16 protein-coding genes and 2 pseudogenes are annotated in these 20868 nt (G+C 69.4%); 6 read left to right on the top strand and 12 right to left on the bottom strand.

Annotated elements, in window-relative coordinates; all coding sequences use genetic code 11:
* Window positions 1–97: 97 nt before the first annotated feature.
* Together miaB and JHW41_RS07780 are read left to right on the top strand one after the other, a co-directional pair.
* On the top strand, window positions 98–1522 hold the full coding sequence (gene miaB / locus JHW41_RS07785) for a tRNA (N6-isopentenyl adenosine(37)-C2)-methylthiotransferase MiaB (protein ID WP_284499536.1): 1425 nt from the start codon (window positions 98–100) through the stop codon (window positions 1520–1522).
* A gap of 18 nt (window positions 1523–1540) precedes the next feature.
* Window positions 1541–2035 carry a GNAT family N-acetyltransferase gene (locus tag JHW41_RS07780; RefSeq protein ID WP_250449542.1) on the top strand — a complete coding sequence of 165 codons (495 nt, stop codon included), beginning with the start codon at window positions 1541–1543 and terminating at the stop codon, window positions 2033–2035.
* Window positions 2036–2444: 409 nt separating this feature from the next.
* Here JHW41_RS07780 and JHW41_RS07775 read toward each other — a convergent pair whose 3' ends face one another.
* From JHW41_RS07775 to JHW41_RS07745, 7 genes and pseudogenes are all read right to left on the bottom strand, one after another.
* Window positions 2445–4139 carry an amidohydrolase gene (locus tag JHW41_RS07775; RefSeq protein ID WP_250449541.1) on the bottom strand — a complete coding sequence of 565 codons (1695 nt, stop codon included), beginning with the start codon at window positions 4137–4139 and terminating at the stop codon, window positions 2445–2447.
* Window positions 4140–4372: 233 nt separating this feature from the next.
* A pseudogene (locus tag JHW41_RS07770) lies at window positions 4373–5472 on the bottom strand (ABC transporter permease).
* The gene (locus tag JHW41_RS07765; protein WP_057950208.1) at window positions 5469–6410 is read right to left on the bottom strand and encodes an ABC transporter ATP-binding protein; all 942 of its coding nucleotides are present in this window, start codon (window positions 6408–6410) and stop codon (window positions 5469–5471) included. Before JHW41_RS07765 ends, JHW41_RS07770 begins: the two are co-directional and overlap by 4 nt.
* A gap of 56 nt (window positions 6411–6466) precedes the next feature.
* On the bottom strand, window positions 6467–7612 hold the full coding sequence (locus JHW41_RS07760) for an HlyD family secretion protein (protein WP_250449540.1): 1146 nt from the start codon (window positions 7610–7612) through the stop codon (window positions 6467–6469).
* Window positions 7609–8292, bottom strand: a complete 684-nt coding sequence (locus JHW41_RS07755) for a TetR/AcrR family transcriptional regulator (RefSeq protein WP_250449539.1) — start codon at window positions 8290–8292, stop codon at window positions 7609–7611. Before JHW41_RS07755 ends, JHW41_RS07760 begins: the two co-directional genes overlap by 4 nt.
* 373 nt (window positions 8293–8665) lie before the next feature.
* Window positions 8666–9538 (bottom strand): MBL fold metallo-hydrolase, encoded by an 873-nt coding sequence (locus tag JHW41_RS07750; RefSeq protein ID WP_250449538.1) that lies wholly within the window; start codon window positions 9536–9538, stop codon window positions 8666–8668.
* The gene (locus JHW41_RS07745; protein WP_250449537.1) at window positions 9535–10554 is read right to left on the bottom strand and encodes an NAD-dependent epimerase/dehydratase family protein; all 1020 of its coding nucleotides are present in this window, start codon (window positions 10552–10554) and stop codon (window positions 9535–9537) included. The genes JHW41_RS07750 and JHW41_RS07745 overlap by 4 nt, the downstream gene beginning before the upstream one ends.
* Before the next feature lie 51 nt (window positions 10555–10605).
* On the opposite strand from JHW41_RS07745, the gene JHW41_RS26605 reads away from it, so the two are divergent.
* Complete coding sequence (locus JHW41_RS26605) at window positions 10606–10767, top strand: DUF6053 domain-containing protein (RefSeq protein ID WP_428995474.1); 162 nt, start codon at window positions 10606–10608, stop codon at window positions 10765–10767.
* Here the strand turns inward: JHW41_RS26605 and JHW41_RS26600 are convergent.
* Together JHW41_RS26600 and JHW41_RS07740 are read right to left on the bottom strand one after the other, a co-directional pair.
* Window positions 10710–11249, bottom strand: a pseudogene (locus JHW41_RS26600) (DUF6053 domain-containing protein); the annotation flags it as partial. The gene JHW41_RS26605 and the pseudogene JHW41_RS26600 overlap by 58 nt on opposite strands.
* A gap of 44 nt (window positions 11250–11293) precedes the next feature.
* The gene (locus JHW41_RS07740) at window positions 11294–12379 is read right to left on the bottom strand and encodes a 3-oxoacyl-[acyl-carrier-protein] synthase III C-terminal domain-containing protein (RefSeq protein WP_250449536.1); all 1086 of its coding nucleotides are present in this window, start codon (window positions 12377–12379) and stop codon (window positions 11294–11296) included.
* A 341-nt stretch (window positions 12380–12720) separates the two neighbouring features.
* Here JHW41_RS07740 and JHW41_RS07735 point away from each other — a divergent pair, with 341 nt between their 5' ends.
* From JHW41_RS07735 to ybeY, 3 genes are all read left to right on the top strand, one after another.
* Window positions 12721–12960 carry a hypothetical protein gene (locus tag JHW41_RS07735; RefSeq protein ID WP_078999822.1) on the top strand — a complete coding sequence of 80 codons (240 nt, stop codon included), beginning with the start codon at window positions 12721–12723 and terminating at the stop codon, window positions 12958–12960.
* A 188-nt stretch (window positions 12961–13148) separates the two neighbouring features.
* On the top strand, window positions 13149–14135 hold the full coding sequence (locus tag JHW41_RS07730) for a PhoH family protein (protein ID WP_250449535.1): 987 nt from the start codon (window positions 13149–13151) through the stop codon (window positions 14133–14135).
* A 159-nt stretch (window positions 14136–14294) separates the two neighbouring features.
* The gene (gene ybeY / locus JHW41_RS07725; RefSeq protein ID WP_057948421.1) at window positions 14295–14777 is read left to right on the top strand and encodes an rRNA maturation RNase YbeY; all 483 of its coding nucleotides are present in this window, start codon (window positions 14295–14297) and stop codon (window positions 14775–14777) included.
* Between the two features lie 67 nt (window positions 14778–14844).
* Here the strand turns inward: ybeY and JHW41_RS07720 are convergent, their stop codons facing one another.
* The 3 genes from JHW41_RS07720 to JHW41_RS07710 form a co-directional block, all read right to left on the bottom strand.
* Window positions 14845–15351 carry a hypothetical protein gene (locus JHW41_RS07720; RefSeq protein WP_057948422.1) on the bottom strand — a complete coding sequence of 169 codons (507 nt, stop codon included), beginning with the start codon at window positions 15349–15351 and terminating at the stop codon, window positions 14845–14847.
* Window positions 15352–15523: 172 nt separating this feature from the next.
* Entirely contained in the window at window positions 15524–16015 is a 492-nt protein-coding gene (locus JHW41_RS07715) for a type IV pilin protein (protein ID WP_343226597.1), read from the bottom strand.
* Window positions 16015–20862 (bottom strand): pilus assembly protein, encoded by a 4848-nt coding sequence (locus JHW41_RS07710; protein ID WP_250449534.1) that lies wholly within the window; start codon window positions 20860–20862, stop codon window positions 16015–16017. The genes JHW41_RS07715 and JHW41_RS07710 overlap by 1 nt, the downstream gene beginning before the upstream one ends.
* Between the last annotated feature and the right edge of the window lie 6 nt (window positions 20863–20868).

Genomic DNA, 20868 nt, shown 5'->3' with positions numbered 1-20868 from the left:
GGAGTGAGCGGAGCCCGCTTTCGCTCACTCCTCGCTCCTCCACGCTCGCTTCTCGCTCGCCCGGCGCGGAATAACCGCCGCCCCTCCCGGACCCGCCATGACCGACCTGCATCCCCTGCCCGCCCTGCCGGGCGTCGCCCCGCCGTCCCGGCCGGGCGCGAAGAAGCTCTTCATCGAAACCCACGGTTGCCAGATGAACGAGTACGACTCGGCCAAGATGGCCGACGTGCTCGCCGCCAGCGACGGCCTGGAACTCACCAACGACGCGTCCGAAGCCGACGTCATCCTGATCAACACCTGCTCGATCCGCGAGAAGGCGCAGGAGAAGGTGTTCAGCCAGCTCGGCCGCTGGAAGCAACACAAGCAGGGCGAGCGCCAGGTCATCATCGGCGTCGGCGGCTGCGTCGCCTCGCAGGAAGGCGCGGCGATCGTCAAGCGCGCCCCGCACGTCGACCTGGTGTTCGGCCCGCAGACCCTGCACCGCCTGCCCGAGCTGATCCGCGCCAAGCGCGAGACCGGGCTGCCGCAGGTCGACATCAGCTTCCCCGAGATCGAGAAGTTCGACCGCCTGCCCGAGCCGCGCGCCGAAGGCCCGAGCGCGTTCGTCTCGATCATGGAAGGCTGCTCGAAGTACTGCTCGTTCTGCGTGGTGCCGTACACCCGCGGCGAGGAAGTCAGCCGGCCGTTCGAAGACGTGCTGGTGGAAGTCGCCCAACTCGCCGCGCAGGGCGTACGCGAGATCAATCTGCTCGGCCAGAACGTCAACGCGTATCGCGGACCGATCGCAGGCGAAGACGGTGCCAGCAGCGCCGGGGTCGCCGACCTCGGCTTGCTGATCCGCACCATCGCCGAAATCGACGGCGTCGACCGCATCCGCTTCACCACCTCGCACCCGCTGGAGTTCTCCGACTCGCTGGTCGAGGCCTACCGCGACGTGCCGCAGCTGGCCGACTACCTGCACCTGCCGGTGCAGGCCGGCAGCGACCGCATCCTCTCGGCGATGAAGCGCGGCTACACCGCGCTGGAGTTCAAGCAGAAGATCCGCAAGCTGCGCGCGGTGCGGCCGAACATTTCGATCTCCTCGGACTTCATCGTCGGCTTCCCCGGCGAGACCGAGGCCGACTTCGAGAAGACCATGAGGCTGATCGAGGACGTCGGCTTCGACCAGTCGTTCTCCTTCATCTACTCGCGCCGCCCGGGCACCCCGGCCGCCGACCTGGAGGACACCGTCACCAGCGAGGAGAAGCACGCGCGCCTGTCGCGCCTGCAGGCGGCGATCAACGCCAACGCGGCGAAGATCTCCCAGGCCATGGTCGGCAGCGTGCAGCGGGTGCTGGTGGAAGGCCCCTCGCGCAAGAACCCCGACGAACTCACCGGCAAGACCGAGAACATGCGCTCGGTGAACTTCCCGGCGCCGAAGCGGCTGATCGGCCGATTCGTCGACGTGACGATCACCGAAGCCCTGTCCAACTCGCTGCGCGGCCGCGTGCGGCTCGGCGACGACGCCCACACCGCGGCCTGAGCCGCGACGGAGACAGCGATGGACCGCGACTTCGACATCCGCGAGATCGGCCCGGAACACTTCCACCTGGCCTGGCCGATCTTCCGCGAAGTGCTGGCGCGCGGCGAGAGCTACAACTACGCCGCCGACCTCAACCTGGACGGCGCGCGGGCGATGTGGACCAGCCCGCCCTACCGCATGTTCCTGGCCCAATCCGGCGACGAGGTCCTGGGCTGCTACAAGCTCGGCCCGAACCAGCGCGGCCGCGGCGACCACGTCGCCAACGCCAGCTACATGGTCGCCGAGAGCGCCTGGGGCCAGGGCGTGGGCACGGCGCTGTGCGAGCACTCGCTGATGCAGGCGCGCAAGGCCGGCTACCTGGCGATGCAGTTCAACTACGTGGTCAGCACCAACGCGGCGGCGGTGCACCTGTGGCTCAAGCACGGCTTCGCCGTGGTCGGGCAGGTGCCGGAGGCGTTCCGGCATCCGACGTTGGGGCTGGTCGACGTCTACGTCATGCACCGGATGCTGTGAGCGCGCGATCGCCGCGTCGCGCGGCGAACCGTCGCGTCCATGCCCCGTCCGCAGCCGCTTCCGCACTCCCCCGTCGCCCCGGCGCTTCGCCCCTCCCGATCCGTCGTTCCGGCGAAAGCCGGAATCCATTTTGACTTTGCATGAGCTTCGCTCTTGCGCGGTCGCGGCAACAGCGACGGAAAATCAAAATGGATTCCGGCTTTCGCCGGAATGACGGTGGGGCTTCGGTGGAGATTTCGCCCGACCGCCGGTGGGGCTTCTGCCATGATGACGGCGTAGGTTCCGCCTGAATGCCGATGAGGCTCGCGTCGGCGTTACGGCGCGGACCCGCAGCGGAGCGACAGCAACCCGGGATACGCCGCCCCTCGCCTTTCGCGCCCTGCCCAGGCGTCCCGCCTGAGCCCTCGCCTCAACGCTGCGCTGGCTCGCGCCGCCACACCGGCGCGCCGTCCACATAAGTTCCCAGTAACGTCAGCTCGCGCAACCGCTGCGGCTCCACCGCCAGCGGGTCCTGTTCGAACACGACGAAATCCGCGCGCTTGCCGACCGCCAGGCTGCCGACCTCGTTCTCGGCGAAACCCGCGTAGGCCGCGTCCAGGGTGAAGCCGCGCAAGGCTTCGTACGCGGTCAGCTTCTCTTGCGGGTGCCAGCCGCCGAGCGGCTTGCCGGCGGCGTCGGTGCGGGTGGCGGCGGCGAACAGCCCCAGCCGCGGATCGACCGATTCGACCGGGAAATCCGAGCCCAGCGCCAGCCGCGCGCCGCTGTCGCGCAGTTGCCGCCAGGCATAGGCGCCGTCGATGCGCACCGGCCCGAGCCGGTCTTCGGCCCAGGGCATGTCGCTGGTGGCGTGGGTCGGCTGCACCGAGGCGATCGCGTGCAGCGCCGCCAGCCGCGGCAGGTCCTGCGGCGCGAGGATCTGCGCGTGTTCGATGCGCCAGCGGTGGTCGCGCGTGGTCGCGTTCTCGCCGAGCGCCTGGGCGTACAGATCGAGCACTTCGCGATTGCCGCGGTCGCCGATGGCGTGGGTGGCGACCTGCACGCCGCAGCGTTCGGCCTTGGCGATCGCTTTCGCCATCGCCTCGGGCGACATCCGCAGCAGCCCGCGGTTGCCGCGCTCGTCGCTGTAGTCCTGCAGCAGCGCGGCGCCGCGGCTGCCGAGCGCGCCGTCGGCGTAGAGCTTGACCGTGCGCATCTTCAGGCGTCCCGACGGATGCTGGTACAGGCCGTCGCGGCACAGCGATTCCAGCGCGTCTCCGTCGCCGGCAGCGAAGGCGGTGATGCGCAGCGGCAACTGCTTGCGCCCGACCAGGCGCTGGTAAGCGCGCAAGGTCGGCAGGTCGACGCCGGCGTCGTGCACCCCGGTCAGGCCGTGGCGGACCGCGGCCTGCATGCCCAGGCTCAGCGCCTGTTCGACCGCGGCCGGCGGCAGCGGCGGACGCGCGCGCTCGAGCAGCGCCATCGCATCGTCGATGAACACGCCGGTGGCACGGCCCTGGTCGTCGCGCACGATGCGCCCGCCGTCGGGTTGCCAATCGCCGCCCAACTCGCGTCCGGCCGCGCGCATCGCCGCGCTGTTGGCCCAGCCGGCGTGACCGTCGATGCGCTGCAGCCAGACCGGACGCTCGGGGAACTCGGCATCGAGATCGGCCGCCTCGGGGAAACGCGCATCGGGCCAGTCGTTCTGGTCCCAGCCGTGGCCGATCAGCCACTGCCCGGGCGGCAGCGCGCGCGCGAACTCGCGCAGCCGCTGCAACGCTTCGGCCTTGCTGCGGGTGCCGGTGAGATCGGCCTGGAGCTGGTTGATGCCCAGTTCGAACACATGCGCGTGCGCGTCGATCAGCCCCGGCACCAGCGTGGCCTCGCCGAAGTCGATGTGGCGGGCGTTGGGATACAGATGCAACAGGTCGCCACGGGTGCCGACGGCGACGATCTTGCCGGCGGCGTCGAACACCAGTCCTTGCGCGCGCGGTCGGGCCGGATCGAGCGTGTGCACGCGCGCCGCGGTCACGACGGTGAGCGGCTGCGCCGATGCGGCGCTGCCGCATGTCAGGGCCAGCGCCAGGGCAAGGATGGCCGCCGGGCCGATTCCGCGTAACCGCCGCATCGTTCGCATGCTTCGCTTCCCTGGCCGCGGACTGCGGCGTCCGAAAGTGGCGAATGTGCGAGATCGGCGGTTGCGGCGCAAGTGCGGCAGATGCGGACGGTCGGGCGATTCTCGATCGGGGTCGGAAAGCGACGAAAAAAAGAATCCGGCTTTCGCGGTAATACAAGGCAGCGCCGGGGTCGGCGCGAACCGCGCAGCCGCGGCGTTTGCGCCAGGCCGCAAGAACGTCGCGCTCAATCCAGCCGCTTGCGGAACCGCGCCACCGCCAGGCTCATCATCACCGCGATGAAGCCGAGCAGGTAGGCCACGTCGCGCCACAGCTCCAGCAGCCCCGCGCCGCGCAGCATCACCCCGCGGATCAGGCGCAAGAAGTGGGTCATCGGCAGGATCTCGGCCAGCCATTGCGCCGGCGCCGGCATGCCGGCGTACGGGAACATGAAGCCCGACAGCAAGATCGACGGCAGCAGGATGAAGACGGTCATCTGCATGGCCTGGAACTGCGAGGCGGCCTTGGTCGAGATCAACAGGCCGAGCGCGAGGTTGGCCAGGATCAGCAGCACCGCGGCGACGTAGACGTCGAGCACGCTGCCCTTGACCGGCACCTCGAACAGCCACAACCCGAGCAACAGCACCACGCTGGTCTGCAGCAAGCCGATCAGCGCGTACGGCAGCACTTTGCCGACCATCAGTTCGGTGCGGCTGACCGGCGTGGTGATCAACAGCTCCATGTTGCCGCGCTCGCGTTCGCGCACGATCGCCACCGCGGTGAACATCACCATGGTCATGGTCAGGATCACCCCGATCAGCCCCGGCACGATGTTGACCGGCGAGCGCCGCTGCGGGTTGTAGAACGCGACCACGCCGATCGCGCCGGTGTTCGGCCCGACCCGGCGCGGCGCCGCCGCCGAGCTATCGACCGGCGTCTGCGCGAGTTGCGCGGCCGCGCTCTGGACCACGGTGTCGCTGCCGTCGACCATCACCTGCAGCACTTCGCGGCCGTCGGCGCGGCGGCGCTCGAAGTTCGGCGGCACCGCGATGCCGACGCTGATCTCGCCGCGCCGGAGCATGCCGACCAACTGCTGCGGCGTGTCGGCGCGGGCGACGGTGCGGATCACCCCGGTGGCGATCATGTCCATGACCAGCGCGCGCGAAGCGGCGGTGCCGGCTGATCGGCGACCGCGGCGGTGAGGCCGCGCGGGTTGAGGTTGATGGCATAGCCGAACAGCACCAGCTGGCCGACCGGGATCATCACGATCATCGCCAGGGTGATGCGGTCGCGGCGCAGTTGCCGCACTTCCTTGAGCACGATGGCCCACAGCCGGCGCAGTTTCATGCGTCCTCCTCGCGCGCCGCGGCGGCGCGCGGCGCGTCGCCGCGGGTGGCGGCGACGAACACGTCTTCCAGGTTCGGCTTGGCCTTGGCGACTTCGGCCTGCAGCCCGGCCGCGCGCAGCGCGTCGGTCAGGCCTTGTTCGGCGGTGTCGGCGTCGGCCAGCAGCACCCGCAGGTCGTTGCCGATCTGGGCCACGCTGAGCACGCCGGGCAGATCGACCAGCGCGCGCTGGGCCTTGCGCGGCTGCGCGGCGCGCACTTCCACCGCGCGCCCGCGCAGTTCGCCGGTGAGTTCGGCCGGGGTGCCGTCGGCGACCAGGACGCCGCGGTCGAGGATGGCGAGGCGGTGGCAGCGCTCGGCCTCGTCCATGTAGTGGGTGGACACCAGCAAGGTGGTGCCGGCGTCGGCCAGCTCGAACAGTTTTTCCCAGAAATCGCGGCGCGATTCGGGATCGACCGCGCTGGTCGGCTCGTCGAGGAACAGCAGCTCGGGTTCGTGGATCACCGCGCCGGCCAGGGCCAGGCGCTGCTTCTGGCCGCCGCTCATGGTGCCGGCGAGCTGGTCCTGGCGGTCGCCGAAGCGGTACTGCCCGATCAACGCGTCGATGCGCTTGCGCGCGGCGGCCTTGGGGATGTCCTGCACGGCAGCGAGGAACTCCAGGTTCTCGCGCACGCTCAGGTCCTCGAACAGCGAGAATTTCTGGGTCATGTAGCCGATGCGACGGCGCAGCGCTTCGGCCTGCTCGGGAATCTTCAGCCCCAGCACTTCGATCTCGCCCGCGCTCGGGGTCAGCAGGCCGCACAGCATGCGGATGGTGGTCGACTTGCCTGAGCCATTCGGGCCGAGGAAGCCGTAGACGCAGGCGCGCGGCACGGTCAGGTCGACCCGGTCCACCGCCTGCAGTTCGCCGAAACGCTTGCTCATGCCGCGCGCTCGGATCGCCGGCGCCTCGGCCGTCGCCGAAGCCGCCGTTTCGCGCGCGCCCGCGACCGCGCTCACGGCGCGAACTCGGCCCGCACCGGCAGGCCGGCCGGCAGTTCGACCGCGTCGGCGTCGGTCAATTCGACCTCGCACAAATAGCTCAGGCGCGCGGCGTCCTCGCCGGTCAGCGCGTAGTACGGGGTGAAGCTGGACTCGCTGCGGATCATGCGCACGCGGCCGTTCCAGGCGCGCACGCGGCCTTCGACATAGACCTTGGCGGCGCGACCGACGCGCACGTCCTGGCGGATCGGCTCGGGCACGTACACGCGCGCGAACGGGCGCGGCCCGACCAGCATCACCGCCAGCGGCGATCCCACCGGCGCCTGGTCGCCGAGCTTGTACGGCAGGCTGTCGATCACGCCGTCGCGCGGCGCGACCACGTCGAGCTTGGCGAACGTGGTCTGCTGCACCGCGGCCTGGGCCTGCGCGGCGGCGAGCGCGGCCCTGCCCTGGGCGATGTCTTCGCGCCGGTTGCCGCGTTCGAGTTCCAGCAACCCGGCTTCGGCCGCGCGCACCTGCGCGAGCGCGTTGCCGGCGGCGGCGCGGGCGCGGTCGACGTCGGCCGCGGCGATCAAGCGGCGCTGGCCGAGCGGGCGCACGCGCTCGAAATAGGCGCTGGCGTCGCGCTGCTGCGCCTGCGCGGCGGCGAGGTTGGCGCGGGCCTGCTCGATGGCTTCGCGGCGCGGGCCGGCTTCCAGTTCCGCCAGCGCCTGCGCCGATTGCTGCGCCTGCGCCTGCGCGGCCTGCAGTTGCGAACGGGTGCGGTCGGGTTCGAGTTGCAGCACGCGCGCGCCGGCCTTGACCCGCTGGCCCTCGCGCACGTCGATGCGCACGACTTTCTCGGCCGCGGGCGCGGGCAAGGTAATGCGGTCCCATTCCAGCGTGCCCAGCGCCTGCGGCGGCGGGCGCGCGCAGCCGGCGAGCGCGAGCGCGGCCAGCGCGCACAGGCCGGCGCTGCGCAACGCGGCGCGGCTGCCCGGCGACGCCAAGGTTTCGGCGCGACGCGGCGCGCGTGCCGCCGCCGGCGGCGCAACCGCGTCCTGCAGTGCGGCCGCGGCCAGGGCGCGGCTGCGCAGCGGGATCAACGCGGCCAGCGCCGTCGCGGCGGCGGACGGCGCGGTGCGGATCTGGGCATTGCGGGCGTCGCGCTGCGCGCTCATGGCGTCAATCCCTTATCGAGCAGGGCCAATGCGTGGCGGCGCTGCGCCGCCAGGTCGAGGTCTTCGGCGCCGAACAGATGGCGCCAGATCGGCGCGCTCGCCGCCGGGAACAGGGTCAGGCCGATCAGGCTGACCATCAGCAGGCGCGGGTCGAGGTCGGCGTTGATCCGGCCCTGCGCCTGCGCGTCGGCGAAGCGCGCCGCGAGCATGCGCGGCAGCAGCGGACCGATCTTGTCGTACAGCAGGGTCTGCCGCAGCGCCCCGCCCTCGCACAGCACCTCGCGCACCCACAGCGACGGCAGCCACGGATGGGTTTCGATGATGCGCCCCATGTTGGCGACGAAACGTCCGACCAGATCGAAGACGTCGTCGCCGTCGTCGGCCAGCCCCTCGCGCAGACCGACGATCAGCGGGAACAGCCGCTCGCTGCTGACCGCCTCCTGCAGTTGCTCCTTGTCGCCGAAGTAGTAATGCAGCAAGGCCGGATTGACGCCGGCCTCGGCGGCGATCGCGCGCAGCGAGGTCGCGGCGATGCCCTGGCGGGCGTAGCAGGCGATGGCGGCGTCGAGCAGGCGTTCGCGCAGGTCGGGGTTGTCGGCGGCGGCGGGCCGGCCGGGCGCGCGCTTGGGCGCCTCGGTCTTGCGCGGGCGGCCGCGCCGGGCGGGCTTTGGGGTGTCCATACTTATATTTAATTCAATGATTAATTAGTTGGCAAGATCGCTCCGACGAGCGGTCGTTTTGGGGCTGTGCGTCCTGTCGGGCCGGGCCGCATGGCCGCCGTCGCTCGCGCCGAAAGTTCCGTCGCAACTGCGTCGTCGCGGTCGCGGCTTGCGCCGCTCCTACAGGGGCTCCGGCCGCCACGCGATCTACCTGTAGGAGCGGCGCGAGCCGCGACCGCGGGGCTGCCCGTTCGCGTCGGAAGCAACGCCATAGCCGCGCTGTCGCGGGCGCGACTTGCACCTCGCCAGCAAAGGAAACGCGATCGGACTCGATCATCGAGTTGGCGAAACGCCGCTTGCGAAACGAAACGAATCCACCCGCCACCGCAGCCGTTCAATCGGCCGCGTCGAGCACCGATTGCGGATGCCGCTCGCGCCACTGCGCCAGCGTGTCGGCGCAATGCGAGGGAATCACCCAGGCGCCGTGGTGGGTGTCGCGGAACCGCGCCAGCCGGCGCAGGGTGTCGAGGTAGGCGCCGGCGTCGTCCATCGCCAGCAACTGAGTCAGCCACGGCAGGGCCTGCGGCCGGTCGAGCTGTTCGCGCCGCCAGAACGCATCGGCGGCGAGCACCACGCGTTCGCCGTCGCGGGTGCGCAAGGCCAGGCCGATCTGGCCGCGGGCGTGGCCCGGCAGCGACAGCGCGTGCAGGCTGCCGTCGCCGAACAGGTCCCAGCCTTCGCCGAGGCCGGCCAAGTCGGCCGCGAGCGGGCGCCGGCCTTCCTCGTCGAGCAATTGCAGACGCTCGGCGAAATCGGCCGGCAGCAATTCCTTCCAGATCTGCGCGTGCAGCAGCTCCAGCCAGCCGGCCTGCCCGATCCGGCGCCAGCCTTGGGCATGGGCGACGAAACGCGCGTTGCGGAATTCGCCGAGCCCGCCGATGTGGTCGGGGTGGAAATGGCTGATCACCAGCAGGCGCACGTCGTCGGCATCGAGGCCGCGCTGACGCAGCAGGTGCGCGGCGTCGGCGTGCGGCGGGCAGCAGGCGTGGATGGCGCGGCGGTAAACCCAGCGCAGCCCCGCGCGCATCGCCTCGCGCGCGTCCGGGCCGTAGCCGCAGTCGAACAGGATCGCGCCCTGCACCGGATGCTCGATCAGCGCCCAGCCCGCGGGAAAGCGCATGCGCGCGCCGGCGGCGAGACCGAGATGGCGCGGATCGGCGCAGCTGTGGCCGGACGCGGCCAGGGTCAGCGCGACCTCTCCGCTCATGTCCGCCGCTCCGCGCGCGCCAATTCGCGCAAGGTCTTGTCCAGCGCTTCGTCCATGTTCACCCGCGGACGATACCCCAGTTCCTCGCGCGCGCTGGCGATGTCGAGGGTCATGTCGACGCTGAGCAGTTCGACGCCGTAACGCAGCAGCGGCGGCTCGATGTCGGGCCGGAAGCGGCGATGGAACGCTTCCACCGCGCTCGCCAGCGCCAGCGCCAACGGCTTGGGCACGCGCTTGCGCGGGCGCGGCAGCGACAGCGCGTCGGCGAGGCGGTCGATCACGCTCCAGATCGCCACCGGCTCGCCGTTGCTGATGTTGTAGACGCGGCCGCCCAGCCGCCACGAGGCGTCGATCGCCAGCACGGTGGCGTCGACCACGTTGTCGATGTAGCTCAGGTCGACCATGCAGGCTTCATCGCCGATGCGGCGCAGCCGGCCGGCGCGCAGCGCCTGCGCCAAACGCGGCAGGATCGCGCTGTCGCCGGGACCGAAGATCGCGCGCGGCCGCAGCGCCAGCGCCGATACGCCGCCGCCGGCGCAACGTTCGAACACCAGGCGCTCGGCGACGAGCTTGGTCGCGGCGTAGTCGTTGACCGGCTTGGCCGGCAGGCGATGGTCTTCGCGGATGCCCAGGTGCGGCGCGCCGTCGTGATAGATGCCCGGCGTGGAGATGTGCACCAACCGCCGCACCTGACGCGCGATGCAGGCGGCGACGACGTGTTCGGTGGCGGTGATGTTGGCGGCGACGAAAGCCTCGCGCCGGCCCCAGGGGCTGGACAGCGCGGCGCAGTGGACGACGGTGTCGGCGCCGCGCAGGACTCGGTGCACGGCGGCTTCGTCGGTCAGGTCGAGCGCGTGGAATTCCACCCCTTGCGCCTGCAGCGCGCGGCCGCGGCCGGCGTCGCGCCCCAAGCCGACCACCTGCTGCCACGGCCGCGTCGCCGCCAGATGGCGCGCGAGCGCGCCGCCGAGGAAACCGGTGGCGCCGGTGACGACGATGCGGCGTTCGGCGGTCATGGATGGCGGCCTGCGCGCGGAGCGTTGCGATGAAGGAAGCGGGCAGTATCCGTGGATGAGGTTGCGGCGCGGGGACGGTTCGCGTCGTTCGCGGCGAGCGGATCGAAAGGCGTCGGGCCTGAAGGCCCTCCCACCAAAGCGCTCGCGGCCTGGGCTGCTGTTGTGGGAGGGGCTTCAGCCCCGATGCCTTTCGATCCATTCGCCGCGATCTGAGCGCAAAGCATCGGGTCTGAAGGCCCTCTCACCAAAGCACTCGCGGCTCGGGCCGCCGTTGTGGGAGGGGCTTCAGCCCCGACGCCTTTCGATCCATTCGCCGCGATCTGAGCGCAAAGCATCGGGCCTGAAGGCCCTCTCACCAAAGCACTCGCGGCTCGGGCCGCCGTTGTGGGAGGGGCTTCAGCCCCGACGCCTTTCGATCCATTCGCCGCGATCTGAGCGCAAAGCATCGGGCCTGAAGGCCCTCTCACCAAAGCACTCGCGGCTCGGGCCGCCGTTGTGGGAGGGGCTTCAGCCCCGACGCCTTTCGATCCATTCGCCGCGATCTGAGCGCAAAGCATCGGGCCTGAAGGCCCTCCCACCGAAGCGCTCGCGGCCCGGGCCGTTGTTGTGGGAGAGGCTTCAGCCCCGACGCCTTTCGATCCGCTCGCCGCGAACTGAGCGCGAAGCATCGGGCCTGAAGGCCCTACCACAAGCATCGGAACCTTCGCGATGTCCAGCGCGGTCCGCATCCTCGTCCGGGTCAGTAGGTCAGGGTCAGGCCGACGCCGGACAAACCCGCGCCGGTGCCGAGCAGGATGCCGGTGTCGCCGCGGCGGATCTGGCCTTCGCGCACGCCCTGCTCCAGCGCCAGCGGGATCGAGGCGGCGATGCAGTTGCCGGTGTGTTCCAGGGTGCGCACCATCGCCGCGCCGGCGAAGCCGATCTGTTCGATCACGTCCAGCGCGGCGCGGCTGGCCTGGTGCGGCGCCACCCAGCGCAATGCGGCGCGCGCGGCCATGTCGTCCAGGCCGAGCTTGCGCATCACGTGCGGCACCAGGCGGATGCCGCTGCGCAGCGCAGCCTGGCCCTGCATCGAGAACAAGGCATCGGCCGGCACCGTGTTCGGTCCCAGCGGCGGGCGCCAGCTGCCGCCGCCGCGCAATGTGGTGATCTCCACGCCCTCGCCCATCGTGCGCCAGGCGATGCGGTGGATGCGGCTGGGACTGTTCTGGGCCGCGCGCTCGAGCACCGCCGCGGCGGCGCCGTCGCCGAACAGGGTGCAGACTTCGGGATTGGCGAAATCCAGGCCGACCGAGGCGATCTCGCTGCTGACCACCAGCGCGCGCTCGATCCGTCCGTGATGGATGCGTTCGGCCGCCAGCTCCAGCGCGGCGACGAAGCTCAGGCAGGTGGCGTGCACCGACAGCGACGCGATGCCGGAGCGGCCCAGGCCGAGTTCGCGCTGCAGCAGCGGGCCGCCGTCGGGAATGGCGCGCTCGGCCGAGCCGGACGCGTTGACGATCAGATCGACCGAGCCCGGCTCGATGCCGGCGCGTTCGCAGGCCTGCAACGCGGCTTGCGCGCCCATCCAGCTGGCGCGCTCGGTTTCCGGTTCGGCCCAGTGGCGGAACGCGACGCCGCTGTTCTCCAGCGCCCAGCCGCGCGGCAGCCCGACCCGATCCTCGATCTGCGCGCTGTCGACGCGCCGCCGCGGCAGATAACGGCCGAGTCCGGCGATGCGCACTCGCCAGTCGAGGTCGGCGGTGGCGCCGTGGCCGCGGCGTGCGCCGGCGGTGTCCGCCGCCGATCCGGACGGCGGGCTGTGCTGCGTCGTTCTGATGTCCATGTGCGGGCGCAGTATGCGTCAGCGCGGCGGGTTTGCCGATAGCGGGACAGGCCACGCCGTCGAAGGGAAGGGACTGCAGTCCCGAGGCTTGCCGATCGTTTCGCTGCCACCTGAATGAAAAGCGTCGGGACTGAAGTCCCTCCCACTGCATCTCCGCTTATAGCTGACCTGCGCGAAACGCCTTGTCCGCGCCCTGGCTCAACCGCAATACCGCGCATGCCGTCGCGCTGCCGCGATCCGCGCCACCACCGCGACGATCCGCCCCTTGCCCGCGTCCCGCCGGCCCGCGATCCTGTCCGCACGCCGGAGCCGCGCCCTGCCGCCGGCCGAAGGAGCCTGCCATGCCGCCCTCGCCTGCCCCCGCCCCGCCGCCCAAGTCCGGCCTGCTGCGGCGCGAGGCGCTGGGTTTCTGGTTCCTGGGCCTGGGCGCGCTGGGACTGGTGCGTGCTTGGATGCGCGCAACCCGCCACGGCGGCTTCGAGACCGACACCGTATCGCTGCTGTGGTTGATCGGCTCCGCTGTTCTGGTGGTGATCGGCGCGGCGCGGATCTGGCGGGCGCTGCGCAGCGCGCGCCGCTGAGTTTCGCCGACCCTCTGCGACGACCCCCCAGGCACGACACCGCCGCGATCGCGTAGCCCCGCGCCGACGCGCCGCCCCGCCCGCGATCCGCCGCGCCCGGCGGTCGCGGCTTTGCGAAAAACCGCCGACAGGCGCAAGCTGTGACACCCCGGCACGCATCGCGTGCACGATCCGCCTACGCTTCCGCCATGCCCGTACGCACCGCCTCCGAATTCACCCTGGACCCCGCCGACAGCGAGCGCCTGGCCAACCTCAGCGGCCCGTTCGACGGCCACCTGCGCATGATCGAACTGCGCCTGGGCGTGGAAATCGCCAATCGCGGCAACATCTTCCGCATCGACGGTCCCGACGGCGCGGTCGGCCGCGCCGAGAAGCTGCTGCGCCGGCTGTGGAAGGACGCGGCCGAGGAAACCCTCGACGACAGCGCGATCCATCTCGCGCTGACCGAAAGCGGCGCCGAACTGGCGGTGCAGCAGGCATTCGAACCGCAGGAAGTCGCGATCCGGGTCAAGCGCGGCACCATCCGCGGCCGCGGCGCCAACCAGGCCAAGTACCTGCACGCCATCGCCACCCACGACATCAATTTCGGCATCGGCCCGGCCGGCACCGGCAAGACCTTCCTGGCCGTCGCCAGCGCGGTCGAGGCGCTGAACGAATCGCGCGTGCAGCGGCTGATCCTGGTGCGCCCGGCGGTCGAGGCCGGCGAGAAGCTCGGCTTCCTGCCCGGCGACCTGACCCAGAAGGTCGATCCCTACCTGCGCCCGCTGTACGACGCGCTGTACGAGATGTTCGGCGTGGAGAAAGTGGTCAAGCTGCTGGAAAAGAATGTCATCGAGATCGCGCCGCTGGCGTACATGCGCGGGCGCACCCTCAACGACGCCTACGTGATCCTGGACGAAGCGCAGAACACCACCATCGAACAGATGAAGATGTTCCTGACCCGCATCGGCTACGGCAGCACCGCGGTGGTCACCGGCGACCTGACCCAGGTCGACCTGCCCAAGCACGTCAAGTCGGGCCTCAAGGACGCGCTGGACGTGCTGCGCAACGTCGACGGCATCAGCTTCACCTTCTTCGAGGCCAAGGACGTGGTCCGCCACCCGATGGTCGCGCGCATCGTCAGCGCCTACGACGCCCGCGACGCCAAGGACGCGCAGACCGGCCCGGCCGCCTGAGGCGACGGTCCGGACGCTCGCGCGTCGCCGGTTCCGCGACGGCGCGGGCGCCGGCGCGACCGCGGCCGCGTCCGCCGCACCACCACGGCCGGCCCGCGGCTGCAGCCGCGACGCCGCTACCGCAGCACCCGAACCTTCGCATTGCCAGTGAGCGCCACGATGACCAAAGGTCCCGTCCGACTCGATGTCGCCATCAACTACGCCTTGCCGCGCAAGGGCCTGCCGGCCGCGGCGAGCTTCCGCAAGTGGGTCGCCGCCGCGCTCGAGGGCCGCATCCGCGAGGCCGACCTGGCGATCCGCCTGGTCGACAGCAAGGAAGGCCGTTCGCTCAACCGCCACTACCGCGGCCGCGACTACGCCACCAACGTGCTGAGCTTCCCGGCCGACATGCCCGAGGGCCTGCCCGAAGGGGTCAAGCTGCCCCTGCTCGGCGACCTGGTCATCTGCGCGCCGGTGGTCGCGCGCGAGGCGCGCGAGCAGAAGAAGGCGCTCAATCACCATTACGCGCACTTGACCGTCCACGGCGTGCTGCATCTGCTCGGCTGGGATCACGAGGACGAGCGGGAAGCCGAGTGCATGGAGCAGTTGGAGCGGGAGATTTTGGCGACGCTGGGCGTGGCCGATCCCTATCTGGAAGATTGAAGCCCGGAGACCGATGGCGCGAGGCGCGGACGCCGCGCGCCATCCCGGCCGCTGCGCCTGCCGCGGCTCACAGACAGTCGATCAGCCCGTCGTAGATGGATTTGGTCGTGCCCGGCAAGGGCGCGTACAGCGGGCGCTCGCCCGCCAACGCTCCCAGCAAGGCCTGCGCGGTGGTCTTTCGCGCCAGGGGCGCGCGGCACCGCCAGACCTTGGGAGCGACCGCGACGCGCCCGGTCGCCGCATCGACTTCTTCGTGGCTGGCCGCGAAAGTCCACACGCACTGCCCGAGCACGCCGCTGCCGGTTTCGACCGAGCAGACGAAACGCAGCGCCTGGATGTTGCTGTAATCGCCCTCGCAGAACGTGTCGCCGCAGATCTCGTCGAAGTTCTCGCGCAGGCGATACAGCAGTTCGTACCAGGCGTTTATCTCCGCATCGCTGTGCAGATAACCGCCGAGCTCGGTATAGCTCGCCGTATCCGCTTGCGGCTTGGATTGAGCCGCCAGAGCCTGATTCGACTGCCCGAACACGCCGAGCAGCAACAACACGGCCCACCACTGATTGCCAATGCGCATTGCATTCCTCCTTGAAAAGTGAATCGTCCCTGGATTCGTCGGTACGGCGGGCCCGCCGTACCGACGAAGCGATCCTCCCTCATCCCTCGCCCTATGTCCGGCAGGCTTCGCCGCTGACCGGTGTAGGAATCTTCCGCGGCTCAATGCCGTCGCGCGAAACGCAGTCCGTTCGTCACCAACAACGCGCCGGCTCCATCGAGCCGGAGATGGAACGAACGCCCGCCTGATTGATGCTCAACGTCCCGCATCCGGAATCGGCGACCTGCGCTCCGGTTGGCGTCGCGGACAAGGTGAACGCATTGGCATCGGTATCGCCCGACGAGCGCTCGAGCAGGTAAAAGGCGTTCCCGGTTCGCGGCGAGCGTTTGTCGCCCGACGGCACGCTGCCCCAAAAACCCGCGTAGGTATTGTTCAGCGTGTAAAAGCGCTCCGCGCGCTGCGCCAGTTCCACCAAGTCCGCCTTGGCCTGCGCGCGACGCCCCTTGCGCACGCTGTCGTCGTACGCCGGATAGGCGATCGCCGCCAAGATACCGACGATCGCGACCGCGATCATCAACTCGATCAAAGTGAAGCCCGCCTGCCCCCGCGCGCGGCCGTGACCATGAAGTTCCGCAAAACCTTGAACGGACATACCGAAGCTCTCCACCTTGGTCGACGGAACCATCAGCGCACCTGACGCCACGACTGCCGTCCGCACGGACGCGGCAGATACAGCGGGCCCGATCCGTTGCTGCGCAGGACCATCGAGCACTGCTTCGTAGCCAGTTGCTCGCGCAACGCGGCTTCGTTGGAGCAGCTCGGATCGGTACCGCAACCGACGATCTGCGAGCCGGGCGGCGGCGGCAGCAATACATCGGTGTGCTTGGCCGGCGCGCTGACCTTGTTGTCCAGCGATACGCTGCCGCAATCGCCGCTGCAGACGTTGCTGCCGCCCGGCGAGGTGCTGACGCCGGCCATCGAACCGCCGCCGGAACGCATGTCCACGCCGAACAACCAGTTGCGTCCGCCCGCCTCGCAGTTGTCGCCCAGCGGCTCGAAGGTGGTGAAGAACACCTTGCCGTTCTGCAGCCGCGGCCGGCCGATGAAGCGCTCGCCTGTCGCAGTACCGACCTTGAGGTCGATGAACCAACCCGACTCCTTCGGCTCGTTGCGGCTCACGTTGCGCACGCGATAACCGGCGTTGTTCGTCCCCACGCTCAGTATCTGCTCGCCCAGCACCGCAGTGCGGTCGCCGCGGATCGGCGTGGCGCAGGCGGGGCTCGAACAGCGGTCGAAGATGCCGTACAGGCTCTGCACCTGCGGATTGCTGACGATGTTGTCGCCGACCGCGAAGTAGCGGCCGGTACCGAAGTACACGGTGGCTCCGCCGCCGGGCCCGCGCGAGACTTCCAGGCCGCCGGTGATGGGTTGCGCGGCGCCGGCCGCATCCTTCGCGGTGAACAACGGCGTCGCGCCGAACGCGACCGACCAGCTGCTCGCCGCTCCTCCGGACAGATCGAACTTCCACACATTGCCCTGCAGGTCGCCGCCGTAGACCGCGTCGACCAGGCCGTCGTTGTTGTACAGCGCCACCGGCGCGACGTTCATCAGGCCGTTCCTGACCGCATACTCCGACCCGGTCGGCTTCAACCGCGCCAACACCGCGCCGGTGTTCACGTCCACCACGAACAGGACCGGCGCGCCGGTGCTCGAATTGACACCGTTGCCGAACAATGCCACCCAGCGCGGCGGACTGGTCGCGCTGGCGCCGACGATCGGCACGATCGCCGGCCGCCCCAGCACATGCCCGAGGTCGTCGGTGGCGGCACCGCTGCCGTTGCCGTTGGTTCCGCGCAACTCCCACAGCACCGACGCATTGCCGAATCCGTCCGGATCGGTGACGTCGAGCGCGGACAGCGAGCGTCCGCCCGCCCCGGCGCTGGCGAGCAACACGGTACGCCAGTCGCCGCTCGCCGATGTCGGCACATCGCCCGACACCACGTCGCCGTCCATGGTGTATCGGTGGTCGTACAAGGGATTGGCGAGGTCGCCCATGCGCGACAGCACCGCCGACGGGATATAGGCGAAGCGCTCCCGGCCGCCGCTGGCGGTCGCGTCGAAGGCGTGCAGCATGCCGTCGTTCGCGCCGACATACGCCGTGTTGCGCGTCGGGTTCTTGTTCTTGACGAATTCCTTATAGCTGCCGCCGAGCTGGCCCTTCCAGCCCGGAGACGCTTGCAGCGCCCAATCGCCCCAACCGAAATCGTCCTTGGACGAAACGATCTCCAAGGTCGAGTTGACGATGTCGCCCAATACTTCGCTGCGCCTGCGGAACGGCGCGCCGTTGGTCGCGCCCTTGAGATACGCGACCACGTCGGCCGCGGTCTTGCCGGCCATCCAGCTTTCCGTACCGGTCAGGCCCAGGCGCTGCAATGGGCCGATCAAGGGATTCGACGCCAGCTCGCCCGCGGTGAAATCGCGCACCGCGGCGGCGACCTGAACCGCGCCGTTCGCGCCGACCTTGGTCGGCTCCAGCACCATGCGGATCTTGCGTGCGCCGCCGGCGGCCTGCGAGGTCAGCATCCTGGCCGCGCTCCAGCGTTCGCTGCCGAGGGTGCCGTCCTGGTTGAGGTTATAGGCGGAGAGATTGCCGACCCAGTCGTTGGTCGCTTTCGTCACCTCCATCTTGAACGAGGCGTCGATGGCGAACGAAGCGTCCGGCGTCAAGCGCGCGCCCGAAGCTCCGCCCCCGCTGACCGAAGGCGGCGCCGCGGCATCCTCGATCAGGGTTCGCAGTTGCTGCTTCAACTTGGCCGGATCGCGCGCGAGCAGATAGTTGTCGGGCTCGCCGTCGCCGTCGTTGTCCCAATCCGGGTTGGCATCGTTGTCGGCGCTATCGCTGATCTGCGTACCGTACTTGGCTGCCAACCACAGCGGGGATTCGAGCGAGCTGGAAGCCTGGTTCGCCGCGGCGAACTTGACCACGACCGGCCGTCGCCATTGGCGATTGAAGGCATTGTTCATCGGCCAACGCACCTGGTCCGGAGATTCGCCGGTGAGCAGGTTGAAGGTCGCGCTGGCCGAGCACACCGCGCCATTGGGACGACGGCAATTGCTTCCGTTTCCGGGAGGATCGTAACGGTAGACGCCCGGATACGCCTGATTTCCGGAGACCGCGCCGGTGATACCGAACCCCATGTAGAAATGTCCGCCCGACGAGGAACCAATGCCCTCCACTCGAACTAGCACCTCGTCTTCGGCCACCAACGGCCGCTGGTTGGCATCTCTGCAAACCGGCGCCGACTGCACATTGGTGTCGGCGTCGATGCCGGTGCCCCAACACACGTCGTAGCCGGCGAACCCAGTCGTCGTCTCGACATTGCAGGCCGAGCCGACGCAATAGCTGATCATGAAGGTGACGTCGCGATCGTTGGATTCGCCGGCCGCGGCGCCGTCCCAGGTATACATCAGGCTACCGGCCCGGCCGTCGGTACGAAAATGCCGGCCGTAAACGCGCCCGCCCGCACCGGCTTGCTGACCGGCCTGGGTATCGATCAGCTGGCAGCTTCGGCCGCTGGAGAAATCGCCCGCCTTGCATATCGGCGACAGGGTGATGACGCGGGCCGCCGCGCCGGTTCCTCCCATATCGATTTCGATCTTGGGAAGGGTATCGGCCAAAGCGACGGCATAGGTGACGACATTGTTGATCCGCCCGACCGGACGTCCCTTGGCGCTCAGATCCGAACGCAGGTCTTTCTCATAGGCGGTCTTGGCCAGCCCGGCAACCAGATAGCTTCCTTCGCGCTGGGGAGCGTCGTCGCAGATACCGCGCACCCAGGCCAGATTGGAGATCGTCGTGGCCGTACAGACGAATGTGGCCGACGACTGATACAGGTTCGCCTGCGGCGCCGTCGCCCCGGAACCGACGAAGTACTTGCTTCCGTTGATGCCCTCGGCCTGGCCCAGTGCGGCGGTGGCGGTGGCCGCGGAGTCCAGTCCGGAAGGCGAGCCGGGAATGTTGTTTCCATCGTAGGTATTGGTGCCGCTGGACAGGATCATGATGCGGCAGTTGGCGCAGTAATTGTTGCCGCCGCCGTAGGCCTTGGCCGGCCCGTAGGGGTCGACCCAGGCCGGACGAGGCGCCCCGGTTGCATCGCCGACTGTGGAGATCGCCCCGAAGGTGCCGGTCGGCGAGCTGCCGGCCAGATAGCGCAACGCTTCGGCGTACATCTCGCTGATGGGATTTCCCCAAGCCGTGCATGCGGCCCCGGACCCCGGACCTGGATCGGCGATCGACGCATTCGAATGCATGTAAGGGCAATCGTTTCCCCAGCCGTAATTGAAATCCCAGCTGCCGCCGCTGTTCCTGGAATTCCAGCCGACTTCCCTCCCGTCCCAGTTCACTAGCCGGAAACGGTCGAGTGTATTGACGATGCCCTCGCTGCCGTTGCCTTGGTTGCAGAACGTACCGTTCGACAGGTCGACCTCGTCGCCCGTCGCGCAACCGCCGGCGGCGGCGTTGCCGGCGAACAGGCCGACGTTCTTGCGCAGCACCCCGCCGTCGCGCGGCCGGCTGTAGGTCCCTGAAATCATGCCGAAGCGAAGCCTGCCGGTTTCACCGTACTCCTGCAGCAGGCCGGCCGGCTTCCAGGAGCTACCGTACGGACGGCAAAAGCTCTCGCGGGCGTCTTCGCCAACCGTGGGGTCGCACACTTCGACCCGCATAACCTTGTTGGTGATGGCCGCCCGCGCCGGTCGGTCGCCGTCGCCGTCGGGCGCGCCGCCGTCGACGCCGAGCGGCCCCAACTTGGCCAGGCACTGGGCGTACTCGGTCACGCCCCAACTCGGATAGGCCCCGGATGCGTACCTCAGCAACGGCGCCCCTCTACCCGTCCTGTCGTACTCGATACCATCCTCCAGACTGACGTTGCAGAACGTCATCGGCGCGCTCCCCCCGGGAACGTAACTGGCGATGTCGCTGCCACGATAAACCTTCGACCAGGCGTGGCTGTCGTTGGGCAAATGAGCGCGTTCTATGATCGTCTGGCTGGCCGAGTCGGCGGAACGCTTTCCGCCGTAAAGCACGTAGCGCAGCAGGTCGAGCCGGCTCATCGAGACCCAATTGGCGAAATTGCCGCTCCACTGGCCGTTGCATTTGTGGTCTTTTTTTCGCCCGGCCACCGCCTTGAACACCTTCCTCGCCTCGTCGTACGAGTAGCAAAGTTCGGGATCGAAATAGCCCTCGTAGGTAAGCGAGTTGTCGTAGGTCGGATCGAGCAGGCCGTCGCCGTCGATATCGGTGAGGTTCGAGTAATCGCTATAGGCTTTCTCGAACAACTGCTCGTCCCGCGAAGCGACCAGCATCATCAGCGGCGGCACGGAGTTGGCCGTGTACAGCGGCTTTTCGGCGATCGCGTAATCGTTACTCGAAGCGACGCTCTCACCGGAATTGCTGAGCCACAGCCAGCCGACGACAGCCGACGCGGCGGCGACGGCACACAGGGCGCTGCGCAGTTGGGTCTTGGGATTCATGTCGTA

The organism is Lysobacter enzymogenes, from assembly GCF_023617245.1.
Taxonomy (GTDB): Bacteria; Pseudomonadota; Gammaproteobacteria; order Xanthomonadales; family Xanthomonadaceae; genus Lysobacter; species Lysobacter yananisis.
Note: the sequence above shows the minus strand (reverse complement) of the source record. Positions and strands in the feature narration are given on the sequence as shown.